A 14,376-nucleotide genomic window follows, 5' to 3' on the forward strand; every position below is an offset into this window, starting at 1 on the left:
GCCACCACGGGCAGGACCGGCCCCACCATGCCGACGACCCGCACACCACAAGGGAAGACATGAGCAGCGACATCACCGAGATCACCCAACTCGTACTCCGCGAGCGGCAGGGCCGTGACCGTGGCTGGTGGGACCAGATGCGGTCCTGTTTCGCCGACGACGCGACCGTCCGCCTGAGCTGGTTCCGCGGCAGCGGCGCCGACTTCGTCACCGAGTCCGAGAAGATGGCCCGCCGCGGTGACACCACCGTTCACCGGCTCAGCCCTCCCGTCGTCCACCTCCACGGTGACCGCGCCCTGGTCGAACTGCCCGCCCTCATCGAGATGCGCACCGACCTCGACGGCACCGAGGTCGACCTCGTCTCCGCCGCCCGCCTCTACTACCGCGTCGAACGCCGCGACCGCTGGCTGGTGGTCCAGATCGACCCGGTCTACGAACGCGACACCCTCACCGCCGCCCACCCCGGCGTCCCGTTGTCCGTCGGCCCGCAGGACGTCGCGGCCTACCGGCCTGCCTACCGATTCCTGTCCTACGTGTTGTCCCGCCGCGGCTACACGATCGGCGACGACCTCTATGGAGACGACCGCCCCCAGGAGGCCGCCCGCTTCTACGACGACGCGCGTGCCTGGCTCAACGGCTGACGCTCCTTCGCGGCGGGCCCGAGGCGGGTCATCGGGCATCGTCGGTTCGTTTCGCGACGATCGCCACCGTGGTGTACGGCATCGTGAAGGCGCCTCCGAGCGCGTCGATGGCGGCCCCGACGCTGTCCAGGACCTCGGCCACCTTGTCCGCCGCGAGCCGGGTCAGCGGGCCCTGGGTGGGCAGTTGGTCCAGCCACTCGTCGCGGGTGTAGGTGCGCTCCCACTCGAAGCGCCACTGCTCCGGCTCGCCGAACCCGCCCGCCTCACGGATCCCGTCGCCGACCCTGCCGATGATCGTCTGGTACGCGTCCAGGGCCGATCGCGCCGCCCGCAGGTCGAACGGCGAGTCGGGCGCCACCCGCGCGTACACCGTGGCGAACGCCTCGGCCACTTCCGCCGGGAGGTCGGGCGTGTGCCAGAACGCGGCGAGCAGCCCGCCGGGGCGCAGCGCCTGCGCCGCCTTGGCCGCTCCCGCGACCGGGTCGATCCAGTGCCAGGCGGTCCCGGCCACGACCGCGTCGAAGCGCCGGCCGGCCGGGTCCCACGCCTCCAGGGTCGAGACCTCGGTCTCGACCCCGCTGCGCCGCGCGAACACGGCCATCCGCACGTCGGGCTCGACGCCCAGGACCGTGCAGCCGGCGGCCTGGAACTGCCGGGCCGCGATGCCGGTGCCGCAGCCGACGTCGAGCAGGTCGCGCCCGGGAGCGGCGGCCACGATCCGTTCCACCAGGGCGCCGGGATAGGCGGGCCGGGTCCGGTCGTAGCGCTCGGCGTCCACGCCGAACGACTCCGCGTACTCTCGGGCCTCATGGGGCCGGCGCCGAGGGGAAGGCGTCTGTTCCGAAGGAAGAGTGGGCATGCGCCCACTATGAGTGGGCGATCGCCCACTCGTCAACCGGGCAGAGAGAGGCGGGTTGCGCGGTGCCGACTGGAGTGGCCCTCCGCGACGTTCGTGAGCAGCTGTTCGACGCCGCCGAGCGCATCCTGCTGCGCGATGGGCCGAGCGCGCTGACCAGCCGGGCGGTCACCATCGAGGCGGGTTGCGCCAAGGGGGTCCTGCACCGGCACTTCGCCGACTTCGACGCGTTCCTCGCCGAGCTGGTGCTGGACCGGGCCGACCGGGTGAGCGGTCAGGCGGCCGCCCTGCGCGACTCCGCCGGTACGGGCACCGTCGTCGGCAATCTCGCCGAGGCGCTGACGGAGCTGTTCGGGTCGGTCGCCGTGGCCATCGTCGCCCTCGTCACCTTCCGCGACGAGGTGCGCGCCCGGCTGCGCGAGCGGTGGCCGGTCGGGGTTCCGGTCCTGAGGGAGGCCGGAACGATGATCGCCTCCTATCTCGCCGCCGAGCGTGAGCTCGGCCGCATCGCGGCCGACGCCGAGATCGATGTGCTCGCGCCCACCCTGATCGGCGCCGGGCATCTGCTGTTCGCCGACCGGAAGGGCGTACCCCCGGCGGCCGAAGCCGTCGAGAAGGTCGTGACCACGGTCCTCGCCGGCGTCCTGCGCTAGGGCCTGGTCAGAGGTCGTGTCGGGTGGCCGGCCTGCCGGGGTGGTGGCGGCGGGCGAGCCATAGGGTGAGATCTTTGGCGATCTTGCTGCGGTTGGTCTGGACGGTCAGTTCGTGCTCGCGGTGGCGGGGGTCGCGATATTCGACCTCGTAGCCGCCCTCCTCCAGTCGCGATACCGAGGCGTACCAGGCGGCTTCGGGGTCGGCGGGCGTGATGGTGACGAAGGTGTTCTCGGTGGCGTCGAGGTCTTTCAGCAGCATGAACAGGGCGTCTTCGGACGGGTCGTCAATGTGGTCGCCGTCCTCGGTGTCGGCCACGTAGTAGTCGGCGTCCATCGTTCCTCCGCACGCTCGCCCGGTCGCAGGCCGAGGATCCCATGCAGGCCCGTGCCCCCTGGCCGACCTCTCGCCACGCGAACGGCCGCACGACCAGGGGTCGTGCGGCCGTCGTGCGGTCCGGGTCGGCCGGCCGGCCACCGGACCGGGTGGTCAGCTCCCGGTGGAGATGAGCCGTCTCCAGGTGGCCGGGCCCACGATCCCGTCGACCGTCAGTGCCACCCGCTCCTGGAAGCGGCGCGTGGCGGTGTCGGTGTCCGGGCCGAAGACCCCGTCGACCTGGGCGGCCGTCTTGAGGTCACCGTGCTTCAGCAGCTCCGTCTGGGCCGCCTTGACGACCTCGCCCTGGGCGCCCTCGCGCACGGTGGAGCCGATCGTCGTTCCGTCGGTCAGCCTCTGCCAGGTCGCCGGGCCGGCGATCCCGTCGACGGTCAGCCCCGCGACGCTCTGGAAGCCGCGTACGACGCTGTCCGTGGCCGGCCCGAACTCCCCGTCGGCCGCGAGCGTGCGCCACTGGTCACGAGCGCCGCGCAGCAGGTACTGCAGCGTCGTGACGTTCGGCCCCGTGCCGCCCTGCCGTAGGACCGGCTATGCCGGTTCGGTCATGTGATCCACCTCCCCATGGTGGTTCCCCCGCCGTTCGGCGGGACATAGGGGGAGACGTGCGTCTGACCAGGAGAGTTTCCAGAAGTAAACGGCGAGTCGCCGTTCGGTCAGCGGTTCGTGGCCCTTGCGGAACAGCGGACCAGTGTCGTTCGGCCGCGAGGGCGCCGTTTTGTCGTTGCCGGATGCCAGGATCGCCGCATGTCGCCGAGAACGCTCAGCTCCGTCCTCCCCGCCGGGGACCCCGCGCCGGTCGATGAGCGGCCGGCTCCGGCCGTCCGGATCGTCCCGGCGGAGGACGCGCTGGCCGGACGGCTCGGCCGCACGACCCGTCAGGCGCTGGACCGGATCCGGGAGCAGAGCCATGACTCCCCTCCGACCCTGGATCACTGGGAGCGGCTCGCGGACTCGGCGTACGCCGGGTTCGCGCGGACGGCGCTGGAGGCCGCCGCCGCCCGGGCCGCCGCGATCCAGGCGGGGGACATCCCCTACGTCGCGGACAAGGCGTTCACGCCCGAGGAGGTCGCGGTGCTCGGCCGGGCCTGCCGGGTCGCCCTCCTCCGTGACGAGCCCTGGCTGCCGGAGCTGTTCGAGCGGCTCCTGCCGGCGATCGCCGTCGCCCCCACACCGGCCCGTACGCTCCCGTCGCAGGCGCTGCTGTTCGAGCTGGCCCGGTCGGCGCAGGAGTTCCCGACGCCCGAGGCCGCCGCCGCGCTGCGCGCCGTCCGCGGTGTCGTCCGCCACGCCGGGGTGCCCAAGCAGCTCGACCGCAACCTGAAACGGATCGACGCCGGGCTGAGCGAACGCCCCGAGGTCGCCTTCCGGCTGCCCGACCTCGGGTTCGGCCCGGACGGCGTACGGCGCGTGCCGTTCGGCGAGTACGAGGCGCGGATCACGATCGGTGACGACGTGACGCTGACCTGGCATCGCCCGGACGGGCGGGAGTCGCGCAGCGTGCCCGCGGCGATCCGGCGTGACAGGACCGCCCGGCTGGCGGAGCTGCGCGAGCTGGTCAAACGGACCCGTGCCCATCTCGCCACGCTCACCCGCGCCCTGGAGGCCGCGCTGCTCGGCGAGGCCGGGCAGCCGTACGGCCGGTGGCGCGTGGAGCAGGCGGAGCACCCGATCGGCCGTCCCCTCACCGAGCGCCTGCTCTGGGAGGTCGAGGTCGCTCCCGGGCAGTGGCGCGCCGGCCTGCCGGTGGAAGGCGGCCGCCGCTTCATCGACGCCGCCGGGGAGCCGTGGGCCGCCACGGAGGAGGACGCCGCCATCCGGCTGTGGCACCCGGCCCGCTCCACTCCGGAGGAGATCCGCTCCTGGCGCGACCACCTGACCGAGCGGCAGATCCGGCAACCGTTCGCGCAGGTGTTCCGGGAGATCTACGTGGTCGGCCCGGCGGAGCGGGAGACGCCGGGCTGCTCCACCCGCTACGCCGCGCGCACCCTGCGCTTCAGGGCGCTCTACGCGCTCATGAAGACCCGCGGCTGGGAGCCGGTCATGCTCGGCCCCTGGGACGGCGGGGACGAAGGGGAGGCGACGCGCGTGATCGCCGGTCGCGGCTGGCGCGGGCGCCTGTTCCTGAAGTACGCCGACGCCGCGCGGCACGAGGACCTCGCCACCACCGGCCGGGTCAGGTTCGAGCGCCGTACGGAGGACGGGTGGCGTGCGGCGGCACCGGCGGAGGTGCCCCCCACCGTCTTCAGCGAGTTGATGCGCGACGTGGACCTGCTCGTCGCCGCCGCCTCGACAAGCTGATGCCGGTCCGTCTGGTTTGGCGTCGATGTGATCACCCGGTAGAGTTAGGGACGTCGGAAGGCAGGGACGGACCGGTCCGGACCTGACAGCCGGCAGGGTCCTCCGGATCGCACCGGAAGCGGCCCGCTTCTCATGTAGGGCCCGGGTCCACCGAAACCCGGTTCGTGCAAGAGGAGAACGTCCGCTAAGCTGGGCGTCGCCCGCGAGGGAGACCGAGCGAGTGAGACACGAGGTCCCGTCGTCTAGTGGCCTAGGACGCCGCCCTCTCAAGGCGGTAACGCCGGTTCAAATCCGGTCGGGACTACGCAGGTCGAAGACCTGATCACCCAAGGGTGGTCAGGTCTTCGTCGTTTTCCGGCATTCTCCGAGGGCCGCCCGCGCGGACGCACCTCGGGTGCCCGCCGGTCTCGGCGGCGAGCGAAGCGAACGCCCCGTGAAGTGTCGTCGGTCACAGCGGTGAGCAGGGCGAGTGCGCCTCGGGCCTCGCCGGCCTCGGTGGTGAGCTAGGCGAACGTCCAGCCAGGCGAACGTCCCCTAAGGTGGCGTCGGTCACAGCGGTGAGCAGGGGAACGCGCCTCACGCCTCGTCGATCTCGGCGGTGAGCAGGGCGACGACCTGGTCCTGCGACATCGCCGCGCCCCGGGCCCGTGCGGCGGCGAACGCCTCCGCGCCGAGGAGCTCCCGGCCCCGGGCGGTGACCCGCGCGACGTCGGGGTCCCCCGCCAGGGACAGACCGCGCAGCGCGGCCGCGGACCCGAGGAGAAGGGCGGCCCGCTCACCCTCACCTCCGAGCACCGCCGGTCCGGCGAGGGCCTCGGCGACATGGGCCATGATCCGGGAATCCCTCTGGGGGAGACCGGCGGCGAGCGCCCGGCGGAACCACGCCCCCGCCTCGGCGACATCGCCCGCCGCCTCGGCGACCCGGCCGATCCCGATCAGCGCCATCGCGCGGGAGTGGCGGACGATGAACGCCTCCGCCGTGCACCGGCTCAGCGCGGCCTCGAAGTGACGGCGGGCCTCCGCCAGGTGGCCGCGGAGCCGGGCGACCTCTCCGAGGCCGATCAGCGTCTCCGCGATCTTCTCGACGCCGCCGGACCGGCGGGAGAGGGCGTGGGCGTGCTCGTAGCATTCCCCGGCACCGTCGAGGTCACCGCGGCGGATCAGCATCTCGCCGCGGAGCTGCAGGCAGTCCGCCATGTCCTCGGCCGAGTCGAGCCGCCGGACGTGCTCGTACGCCTCGTCGAGCAGGGCGCGCGCCGTGTCCCAGTCGCCGCGCCACACGGCGAGGCGCGCGCGTTCGCCCAGCATCGCCGACAGTCCCCAGCGATCACCGAACGCGCGGAATCCCGCCTCTCCCCGCGCGAACTCGCCTTCGGCCCCGGCGAGGTCGCCGACGAGGAGATGGCGGTACCCGTAGCCGAAGTGGCGCAGGGCGCGGGACCACGGGTCCCGGCCCATCCGCGCCTCCTGCAACTCGGTGTTGGTCGCGGACGGCCCGGCGTTGAGCGCCCACAGGAGGGTCGACATCGGCCGCAGCGTCGGCCGGTCCGAGCCGAGATCCGCCATGAGCGAGTCGATCCGGCGCCGGTAGTACTCCACGGCCGGATCGTCTCCGCCGCCGTGGAGCGCGAGCATGACGCACAGCGCGTACTCCTCGGCCGCTTCGGGCGGCGGCTCGTCGCCCAGCAGGGCGAGTAGCTCGATGGCCACCGAGGCGCCTTCGCTGCGCAGCCCGCGCAGCCACCAGTAGGCCGACATCGCCGCCAGCATCCGCAGCGCCCCCGCGTGGTCGGTGTGCACCAGCAGGCGGAGCGCCGCCAGCAGGTTGCCGCGCTCGGCGTTCAGACGGGCCAGCCATTCCAGCTGGTCGGCCCGGCGCAGGTGGGGTTCGGCCGACTCCGCCAGTTCGAAGAAGTACGCGGCGTGCGCCGCGCGTGCGCGCTCGGCCTCGCCGGCCTCGGCCAACCGTTCGGCGCAGAACTCACGGATGGTGTCGAGCATGCGGTACCGCCCGCCATCGCCCTCGACGAGGGACTTGTCGGCGAGGTCGGTGAGCAGATCGTCGGCCTCCTCCTCGGCGAGGCCGCAGACCCGCGCCACCGCCTCCGGCGTGGCACCGCCCGCGAACACGGTCAGCCGCCGGGCGACCAGGCGTTCGTCCGCGCCGAGCAGGTCCCAGCTCCACTGCACCACGGCGCGCAGGGTCCGGTGGCGGGGGGCCTTGGTCCGGTCGCCTCGCGACAGCAGCCGGAACCGGTCGTACGGCGCGGCGGGATCGCCCGGCGCCGCCCCGGAGTCCACGCTGTCCCCGCCCGTTCCGGCCCCGCCCGTTCCGATCCCGCCCGTTCCGATCCCGGTCGTTCCGGCCCCGGTCGTTCCGGCCCGGGTCGTTCCGAGGCGGGCGGCGACCTCATCGACGGTCAGCGTGCGCAGCCGGGCGGCGGCCAGTTCGATCGCGAGGGGCAGCCCGTCCAGTGCGGCGCAGATGCGCGCCACCGCGGCGACGGTGGCGGCGTCGAGCTCCAGACCGGGCCGTACGGCGGCCGCCCGGTCCGCGAACAGCCGCGCGGCCGGATAGGCGAGCGCGTCGGCCGGATCCACCTCGGGCGGCGGTGCGGCGAGCGGCGTCAGCGGGCACAGCGCCTCGCCGGTGATGCCGAGGGCCTCGCGGCTGGTCGCCAGCACCCGCAGGCCCGGACAGGCACCGAGCAGCCGGTGCACGAGCCTCGCCGCCTCGTCGATCACGTGCTCGCAGTTGTCCAGGATCAGCAGGAGAGCGCGGTCGGCGATGGCCTCGACGAGCCGTTCCGCCGGATCGGACTGCGCGCCGACGGGGACGGCCATCAGGCCGGCCTCCCGTACGCCCAGCGCGTCGATGACCGCCTGGGCCACCGCGCCGTCCGGGCCCGCGCCGTCCTCCGGGCGGCGCTCGACCGCGGCGAGGTCGACGAACCGGACCTCACCCGGTGCTCGGCCGCCCGCCTCGACCGCCAGGCGGGTCTTGCCGGTTCCGCCGGGGCCGACGAGCGTGACGAGGCGCTCGGCGGCGAGCAGGCCGCCGATGCGGGCCAGCTCGTCCTGACGCCCGACGAAGCTGGTGAGCTGGGCGGCCAGCCCTCCGCGGGCGGCCGTCTCGCGGGACGCGGGCGCTTCCCGGCCGGCCGCTCCTTCCCGTACGGCCGGTTCCTCGGGGTGGACCGCTTCTTCACGGTCGGCCGGCTCTTGACGATCGGCCGGCCGGTCCCGATCGACCGGTTCTTCGCGGGGGCCAGGGGGCCGTTTCCGGGGCGGATGGGCGGTCAGGGACGGGTCGGCCCGGAGGATGGCGAGGTGGACCTGGACGAGCTCCGGTGAGGGATCGGCGCCGAGCTGGTCGGCGAGCGTACGCCGCGCGTCCTCGAACACCGCGAGCGCCTCGGCCTGGCGGCCGCCGCCGTACAGGGCGCGCATGAGCAGGCCGCGCAGGCGCTCCCGCAGAGGATGGGCGGCGACCGGCTCCCGGAGTTCGATCACCAGGTCGCGGTGGTCGCCCAGGGCGAGCAGCGCTTCGGCGTAGTCCTCGAACGTCTCCAGCCGCAGATCTTCGAGCCGGGCGGCCTGCGCCTCGGCGAACGGCGCGGCGGCCATGTCGGCCAGAGCCGGTCCGCGCCACAGGTCGAGGCCCTCGCGCAGGAGCGCTGCGGCACGGCTCGGATCGCCGGCCGTCAGGGCGCGCCGGCCGTCCCGCGCCAGCCGTTCGAAGCGGAGGGCGTCGACCTCGCCGGGATCGACCGCGAGACGGTACCCGGCGGGATGGAACTCGACCAGGTCCCCTGACCCGTCGGCGGTGCCGAGGCCGCGCCGCAGCCGGGACACCTGGGATTGCAGGGCGTTCGGCGCGCCTGCCGGGGGCTCCGCGCCGTACAGGCCGTCGATCAGGCGTTCGACGGTCACCACGTGGCCCGCGTCGAGGAGGAGCAGGGCCAGCAGGGAGCGTACGCGCGGCCCTCCGACCGAGACCGGGGATCCGTCGGAGGCGCGGACCTCCATCGGGCCTAGGACGCGGAATCGCATGCCCCGATTGTGGCGGATCATCGCTGGTGATCAGGTCGACGGCGGAAGCAATGTTGACGAAAATCAATGTTGACCGGTATCGACGACCCTGGCCAGCATCGCGGTATGCCCTTTGACGACCTGGCTCGGCTGTTCGAGGCCGCCCCGTCCCAGTTCGCCACTTCGCCGCTCTACGGCCGCCTCGGCGCGGTCGTCGCGGCGGACGAGCGGCTGTTGGCGATCGCGGCGGAGGCCCGCCCCGGGCAGCTTCCCTCCAACCTGCTGTTCGCCTCCGCGCACTATCTGCTGCTCCGCGATCCCTCGCACGACCTGGCGGCCTGGTATCCCACGACGGGTGCGGCGCGGCCGCCGGAGGACGATCCGGGCCCGGCGTTCACCGACTTCTGCCTTACCCGGCGAGCGGACATCGTCGAGTTGATGCACGGCCGCCTCGTCCAGACGAATGTGGTGAAGCGGGCGACGGCCCTGCGGCTCGGGCTCGCTCGCGTCGCCCGCCTGACCGGCGAGCCCGTCACGGTGATCGAGGTGGGCTGCAGCGCGGGTCTGTTGCTGCGGTTCGACGAGTACCACTACGACTTCGGCGGGCGAACGTGGGGGGAACCCGCCTCACCGGTCGAGATCCGTACCCGCTGGGAGGGCGCCGCGCCGGCGCCGGACCTCGGTCCCCTGCCGGCCATCGCCGATCGGGTGGGCGTGGACCTGCACCCGGTGGACGTCACCGACCCGGACGAGCGGCTCTGGCTCCGCGCGCTGATCTGGCCGGAGAACCGCGCCCAGGCCGACCTCCAGGACGCGGCGCTGCGCGTGGTCGCCGCGGATCCGCCGAGGACCGTCGCCGGGGACGCGGTGGAGGTGCTTCCGCGGCTCGTCGCGGAGGTGCCCGCAGGCACGCCGGTGGTCGTGTTCCATGCCGCGACCCGCCTGCACGTGGCGGCGGACCGGCGCGATCGGTTCGACCAGACGATCGCGGCCGTCGGGCGGACGCACGCGCTGTTCCATCTGTCCCTGGAGGCGGAGCCCGATCTCGCCGGGGTCGCCTTCGCGCTACGCCTGCGACACGGCGACGGCACCGAACGGCTCGCCATCGCCGATGGCCACGTCGAGTGGATCGCCGAGCCGCCGGCCCGGTGACCGCGACGTGGACCGTCGGCCCGGATCACGGTGAAACGGCGGTGAAAGGGGACCGGTCGGGCGGCGGTGAGAGCGGCGTGGCGGTGAGAGCGGCTGGGATCAGGCGATCGAGAATGCGGCCCAGACGGCCTTGCCGCCGCCCAGCAGGGGAGTCCAGCCCCAGGCCCTGCTGATGGCGTCGATGATGTGCAGGCCTCGTCCGGTCTCGGCGACGAAGTCGGGCTCCCGCATCCGCGGGGCCCGGTCCGCCGGGTCGGTGACCATGCACACCAGGTGGCAGCGGTAGCGGACGAGGACGAGCCGGAGGGCCTCTTCGGCGTCGGCGCCGCAGCGCAGGCCGTGGCGGACCGCGTTGGTCACGAGCTCTGACACGACCACGGACGCGTCGTCGTAGAACCGGGCGAGACTCCACTCCGCCAGAGTCGTCTTCGTGACGTGCCGGGCGATCTTCGGTGACTCGGCCTCCGCGGGCAGATTCCGGGTCGCCACCCACGGGCGCTCGGGAACCTGATGCGGGGGGTTGTCGAGACGCGTCAGCCAGTCATCCCAACCTCGGTGGGCGAGGGGGATACCGGTGGTCTCGCGGAGCGGAGACTTGGTCATTGGCGAACCCTGGGGGAAGTCGTGTTCGTCGCGAGGCGCCCGGTGCGCCGCTTCCGCTATCTTGCTCCTCAAGTCGTGCATATGCAAGCACGCTTGCACACTCAAATGCACGTGCATCTGAGCGTGCAACATGGGGGGAGCGGCGCCCGGCCGGCGCCATGAGGCGCGACCGGGCATTCACGACAGAGGCCAGGAGGGGCGAGATGTATCAGGCCTACAACGGAATGTCGGCGGCGCTGCTGCGCGAGGTCAGCTGGCTCAAGAGCAGGGCCAGCAACCCGAGCGGCAACTGCGTCGAGCTGGCGGAGCTGCCCGACGGCGCCATCGCGGTGCGGAACTCCCGCTTCCCGGACGGCCCGGCGCTGCTCTACACCCGCGCCGAGATCGACGCCTTCATCCAGGGAGCCAAGGACGGGGACTTCGACCACATGCTCCTCTGAGGCCACAGCGGACGCGCGGCGTCACATGCCCCTCTGACGGGGCGTGTGTCGCGTTGACCTGAGCACTTTGCAATCAGTGCCTCCGGTGGGACACTGGGCGGATTCCGGTGTCCTGAGGGGAGCGCATGATCGGTTCTGCGCCTGATGGCGAGAAGGCCGTGAGCAGCATGTTCGGTCATCATCGTGGTGGTCCGACGGTGCTGCGTATTGTGCTGGGGGCGCAGTTGCGGCGGTTGCGTGAGGCGCGGGGGATCACGTGTGAGGAGGCCGGTGAGGCGATCCGGGCGTCGCATTCGAAGATCAGCCGGATGGAGTTGGGGCGGGTTCGGTTCCGGTCGCGGGATGTGGCGGATCTGCTGAGTTTGTACGGGGTTGCCGATCAGGAGGAGCGGTCGGCGATGCTGGCGTTGGCGGAGCGGGCGAATGAGGCGGGGTGGTGGCATTCGTACTCCGATATTCTGCCGGGCTGGTTCGAGGTGTACATCGGGTTGGAGGAGGCGGCGTCTCGGATCCGTGCGTATGAGGTGCAGTTCGTTCCTGGGTTGTTGCAGACCGAGGATTATGCGCGTGCGGTGACGTTGCTGGGGCATCCGGATGCGCCGGGGCATGAGGTGGAGCGGCGGGTGGGGTTGCGGATGCGGCGTCAGTCGTTGCTGTCGGGGGAGGATCCGCCGCATTTTTGGGCGGTGGTGGATGAGGCGGCGTTGCGGCGGCCGTTGGGTGGGGTCGCGGTGATGCGGCGGCAGTTGGAGCACCTGATCGAGGTGACGGAGTTGCCGCATGTGACGTTGCAGGTGGTGCCGTTTCATCTGGGGGGTCATGCGGCGGCGGGTGGGCCGTTCAGTATTTTGCGGTTCGCGGAGCCGGATTTGCCGGATGTGGTGTATTTGGAGCAGTTGACCAGTGCGTTGTATTTGGACAAGCGTGAGGATGTGGATGATTATCTGGCGGTGATGGAGCGGTTGTGCATTGACGCCGAGCCCGCCACCCGCATCCGCGACACCCTCGGACGCATCCTCAAGGAGCTCTGACCTCAGGGCTCTGACCTCGAGACTCAGGGCCTGCCCATTCGGATCCCACGGCCGGCGCCGCTCGCGAACGGGCCGTCCGAATACGGGACGAAATGCAGCAAGCCGCCGATCATCAGGGCGGTCGGCTTCAGCGCCCTGCGGCTTTTCCGCCCTGCTCGACGCGGCGGCGCGCGTCCGCCTCCTCGGCGTGACGGCGGGTGTCATCGGCGGTGCGCGCGGCGCGGTCGTACTCCCGCTCGGTGACCTGCGCGTGGCGGTCGGCCTCCACCCGTTCCCCCTCGGCGGCCTTCACCTGTCGCCGCAGCCCTTCGAGGCGCCGCTCCAGCTCTCCGACGTTCCCTTCCAGCTCTTCGAGGCGCCGGTCGGCGGCCGCCACGGCCTCCCGTGCGGCGTCCCGCTCGGACCGCCACTGGGTGAGCGAGCGTTCGGCCTCCTCGGCCCGCTCGGCGGCGGCCCGTGCCTCCTCCGCCAACCGGCGCGCCCGGATGCGGGGGTCCTCTTCCGGCGCGGCGCGCTTCTTGCGCCTTTCCTTCGGCGCCGCGGCTCCCCGGCGCTGCGTCACCGACGGCGCCACGGCCCCCAGCGGGCCGAAGCCGGCGTGGCTCAGCGGGTGTTCCAGCCGCCCGGCCCGTACGGCCTCGGCCGCCGACGGATCCGCGATGGCGGCCTGCAGCGTGTCCTCGACCTCACGGCTCTGGGCCTCGTTGAGCGGCCGGTCCGCCTCCTTCGCCAGCGCCCGCGCCCGGCGCACCAGCCCGTCGACCAGCGTGCCGCGCTCGCGCTCCAGCTCGCCGACGTCCCCGCCGGACGACCACGCCTCGCGCATCCGCTCGCCGAGGTCGAGCAGCGGCTCCACGCCGCCGTCACGGACCAGGTGGTTCACCGCCCACGCCGAGACGGTGGGACGGCGCAGCGCGGTGAGACGCCGGGCGTCCTCGCGCGGCAGCTCGCCGGCCAGCCGCTTGCGCGTGGCGGTGAACTCGGCCGGGGAAACGCCGTAGAGCCGGTCGGCGGCGGTGTCGAAGTCCACCCTTCCATGATTCCCCCTGGAAAAGGCGACACAAGGTGTCCGCTTTCGCTGCCAGCATCCCGGCGACACGACACGACACGAGAGGGGCGAGCATGTCGTTGCAGGGAAGGGTCGCGTTGGTCGCCGGGGGCACCCGCGGGGCGGGGCGTGCGGTCGCGGTCGAGCTCGGCAGGGCGGGGGCGACCGTGTACGTCACCGGCCGGACGACGCGCGAGCGGCGCTCGGAGATGAACCGTCCCGAGACGATCGAGGAGACCGCCGAACTGGTGACGAAGGCGGGTGGCGAGGGCGTCGCCGTCGCGGTGGACCACCTGGAGATCGACCAGGTGCGCGCCCTGGTCGAGCGCATGGACGGGGAGCGTGGACGGCTGGACGTGCTCGTCAACGACGTCTGGGGCGGCGACGTGTACCTCCGGTTCGGCCGACGGCTCTGGGAGCACTCCCTGGAGGAGGGACTGCGGATGCTCCGCCTCGGCATCGACACGCACGCCATCACGAGCCACTGCGCGCTCCCGCTGCTCATCCGCAGGCCCGGCGGCCTGGTCGTCGAGATGACGGACGGGACGGCGGAGTTCAACGCCGCCTACCGCGCCGACGCCGGTTTCTTCTACGACCTGGTCAAGACGTCCGTGCAGCGGATGGCGCTCGCCCAGGCGGAGGAGCTGCGCCCGCACGGCGGCACGGCCGTCGCGGTCACGCCGGGCTGGCTCCGCTCCGAGGCGATGCTGGAGCTGTTCGGCGTCACCGAGGAGACCTGGCGGGACGCCACCGCCGCGGAGCCGCACTTCTGCATCTCCGAGTCGCCGGCGTACGTCGGCCGGGCCGTCGCGGCGCTGGCCGCCGATCCCGGCGTGGCCCGCTGGAGCGGCCGGACGCTGTCGAGCGGGGGACTCGCGGAGGTGTACGGCTTCACGGATGTCGACGGCACCCGGCCGGACGCCTGGCGGTACATCACCGAGGTCCGGGAGGCCGGCCGCCCCGCCGATGACACCGGCTACCGCTGATGCGCCCGCATCCATCCTTACCGACCACCTGATCGACCACCTTGCCGAGCTGGAGGCGAGGCTGGCCGGCGGCCAGCCGATTCCCGACCGGTGGCACGCGTCGGCGGTGACGACCCCGGTCGATCTGGCACCCTTCACCGAGCAGGATCTGGACGAGGCGAGGAGCCGGCTGACCCCGGCTCGCCCGGATCTGGGCCGACCGGCTGAACTCGCTGACGCCGGACCGGCTCGACCGCTCACCG

At 72.8% G+C, this 14,376-nt stretch carries 13 protein-coding genes, 1 tRNA gene and 1 pseudogene; 8 read left to right on the forward strand and 7 right to left on the reverse strand.

Features of this window, described 5'->3' with window-relative positions:
• Window positions 1–59: 59 nt before the first annotated feature.
• Window positions 60–641, forward strand: coding sequence for a nuclear transport factor 2 family protein (locus tag NDW01_RS21445; protein WP_252823046.1), 582 nt, complete (start codon window positions 60–62; stop codon window positions 639–641).
• Between the two features lie 28 nt (window positions 642–669).
• On the opposite strand, the gene NDW01_RS21450 is transcribed toward NDW01_RS21445, so the two are convergent.
• The gene (locus NDW01_RS21450; protein ID WP_308211752.1) at window positions 670–1,419 is read right to left on the reverse strand and encodes a class I SAM-dependent methyltransferase; all 750 of its coding nucleotides are present in this window, start codon (window positions 1,417–1,419) and stop codon (window positions 670–672) included.
• 143 nt (window positions 1,420–1,562) lie between these two features.
• Between NDW01_RS21450 and NDW01_RS21455 the strand changes: the two genes are divergently transcribed.
• Window positions 1,563–2,150 carry a TetR/AcrR family transcriptional regulator gene (locus NDW01_RS21455; RefSeq protein WP_252823048.1) on the forward strand — a complete coding sequence of 196 codons (588 nt, stop codon included), beginning with the start codon at window positions 1,563–1,565 and terminating at the stop codon, window positions 2,148–2,150.
• Between the two features lie 7 nt (window positions 2,151–2,157).
• On the opposite strand, the gene NDW01_RS21460 is transcribed toward NDW01_RS21455, so the two are convergent.
• From NDW01_RS21460 to NDW01_RS44380, 3 genes and pseudogenes are all read right to left on the reverse strand, one after another.
• Window positions 2,158–2,484, reverse strand: a complete 327-nt coding sequence (locus tag NDW01_RS21460) for a hypothetical protein (RefSeq protein WP_252823049.1) — start codon at window positions 2,482–2,484, stop codon at window positions 2,158–2,160.
• A 153-nt stretch (window positions 2,485–2,637) separates the two neighbouring features.
• Window positions 2,638–2,847 carry a peptidoglycan-binding domain-containing protein gene (locus NDW01_RS21465; RefSeq protein ID WP_252823050.1) on the reverse strand — a complete coding sequence of 70 codons (210 nt, stop codon included), beginning with the start codon at window positions 2,845–2,847 and terminating at the stop codon, window positions 2,638–2,640.
• Window positions 2,848–2,934: 87 nt separating this feature from the next.
• Window positions 2,935–3,030: pseudogene (locus NDW01_RS44380) on the reverse strand (hypothetical protein); the annotation flags it as partial.
• Between the two features lie 258 nt (window positions 3,031–3,288).
• Here NDW01_RS44380 and NDW01_RS21475 point away from each other — a divergent pair.
• Both NDW01_RS21475 and NDW01_RS21480 read left to right on the forward strand, forming a co-directional pair.
• A complete protein-coding gene (locus NDW01_RS21475) occupies window positions 3,289–4,842 on the forward strand; it encodes a DUF4132 domain-containing protein (RefSeq protein WP_252823052.1) in 1,554 nt (517 codons plus the stop codon).
• Between the two features lie 231 nt (window positions 4,843–5,073).
• Window positions 5,074–5,146 (forward strand) — tRNA-Glu (locus tag NDW01_RS21480).
• 272 nt (window positions 5,147–5,418) lie between these two features.
• On the opposite strand, the gene NDW01_RS21485 is transcribed toward NDW01_RS21480, so the two are convergent.
• Entirely contained in the window at window positions 5,419–8,895 is a 3,477-nt protein-coding gene (locus NDW01_RS21485; RefSeq protein ID WP_252823053.1) for an AfsR/SARP family transcriptional regulator, read from the reverse strand.
• Between the two features lie 105 nt (window positions 8,896–9,000).
• Between NDW01_RS21485 and NDW01_RS21490 the strand changes: the two genes are divergently transcribed.
• Window positions 9,001–10,026 carry a DUF2332 domain-containing protein gene (locus NDW01_RS21490; protein WP_252823054.1) on the forward strand — a complete coding sequence of 342 codons (1,026 nt, stop codon included), beginning with the start codon at window positions 9,001–9,003 and terminating at the stop codon, window positions 10,024–10,026.
• 99 nt (window positions 10,027–10,125) lie between these two features.
• Here NDW01_RS21490 and NDW01_RS21495 read toward each other — a convergent pair whose 3' ends face one another.
• Window positions 10,126–10,629, reverse strand: coding sequence for an ATP-binding protein (locus NDW01_RS21495; protein ID WP_252823055.1), 504 nt, complete (start codon window positions 10,627–10,629; stop codon window positions 10,126–10,128).
• Window positions 10,630–10,832: 203 nt separating this feature from the next.
• Between NDW01_RS21495 and NDW01_RS21500 the strand changes: the two genes are divergently transcribed.
• Together NDW01_RS21500 and NDW01_RS21505 are read left to right on the forward strand one after the other, a co-directional pair.
• Complete coding sequence (locus NDW01_RS21500; protein ID WP_252823056.1) at window positions 10,833–11,069, forward strand: DUF397 domain-containing protein; 237 nt, start codon at window positions 10,833–10,835, stop codon at window positions 11,067–11,069.
• A gap of 125 nt (window positions 11,070–11,194) precedes the next feature.
• Entirely contained in the window at window positions 11,195–12,100 is a 906-nt protein-coding gene (locus NDW01_RS21505; protein ID WP_252823057.1) for a helix-turn-helix domain-containing protein, read from the forward strand.
• A gap of 127 nt (window positions 12,101–12,227) precedes the next feature.
• On the opposite strand, the gene NDW01_RS21510 is transcribed toward NDW01_RS21505, so the two are convergent.
• Window positions 12,228–13,130 carry a hypothetical protein gene (locus tag NDW01_RS21510; RefSeq protein WP_252823058.1) on the reverse strand — a complete coding sequence of 301 codons (903 nt, stop codon included), beginning with the start codon at window positions 13,128–13,130 and terminating at the stop codon, window positions 12,228–12,230.
• 92 nt (window positions 13,131–13,222) lie between these two features.
• On the opposite strand from NDW01_RS21510, the gene NDW01_RS21515 reads away from it, so the two are divergent.
• Entirely contained in the window at window positions 13,223–14,134 is a 912-nt protein-coding gene (locus NDW01_RS21515; RefSeq protein ID WP_252823059.1) for an SDR family oxidoreductase, read from the forward strand.
• Window positions 14,135–14,376: the final 242 nt, after the last annotated feature.

The organism is Actinoallomurus soli (assembly GCF_024055715.1).
Classification (GTDB): domain Bacteria; phylum Actinomycetota; class Actinomycetes; order Streptosporangiales; family Streptosporangiaceae; genus Actinoallomurus; species Actinoallomurus soli.

Bases quoted from the DNA above. Each gene is read 5' to 3' on its own strand.
- NDW01_RS21495 (WP_252823055.1), bottom strand. From the start codon at position 10,629: ATGACCAAGTCTCCGCTCCGCGAGACCACCGGTATCCCCCTCGCCCAC.
- NDW01_RS21490 (WP_252823054.1), top strand. From the start codon at position 9,001: ATGCCCTTTGACGACCTGGCTCGGCTGTTCGAGGCCGCCCCGTCCCAG.
- NDW01_RS21445 (WP_252823046.1), top strand. From the start codon at position 60: ATGAGCAGCGACATCACCGAGATCACCCAACTCGTACTCCGCGAGCGG.
- NDW01_RS21460 (WP_252823049.1), bottom strand. From the start codon at position 2,484: ATGGACGCCGACTACTACGTGGCCGACACCGAGGACGGCGACCACATT.
- NDW01_RS21515 (WP_252823059.1), top strand. From the start codon at position 13,223: ATGTCGTTGCAGGGAAGGGTCGCGTTGGTCGCCGGGGGCACCCGCGGG.
- NDW01_RS21505 (WP_252823057.1), top strand. From the start codon at position 11,195: ATGATCGGTTCTGCGCCTGATGGCGAGAAGGCCGTGAGCAGCATGTTC.
- NDW01_RS21500 (WP_252823056.1), top strand. From the start codon at position 10,833: ATGTATCAGGCCTACAACGGAATGTCGGCGGCGCTGCTGCGCGAGGTC.
- NDW01_RS21475 (WP_252823052.1), top strand. From the start codon at position 3,289: ATGTCGCCGAGAACGCTCAGCTCCGTCCTCCCCGCCGGGGACCCCGCG.
- NDW01_RS21485 (WP_252823053.1), bottom strand. From the start codon at position 8,895: ATGCGATTCCGCGTCCTAGGCCCGATGGAGGTCCGCGCCTCCGACGGA.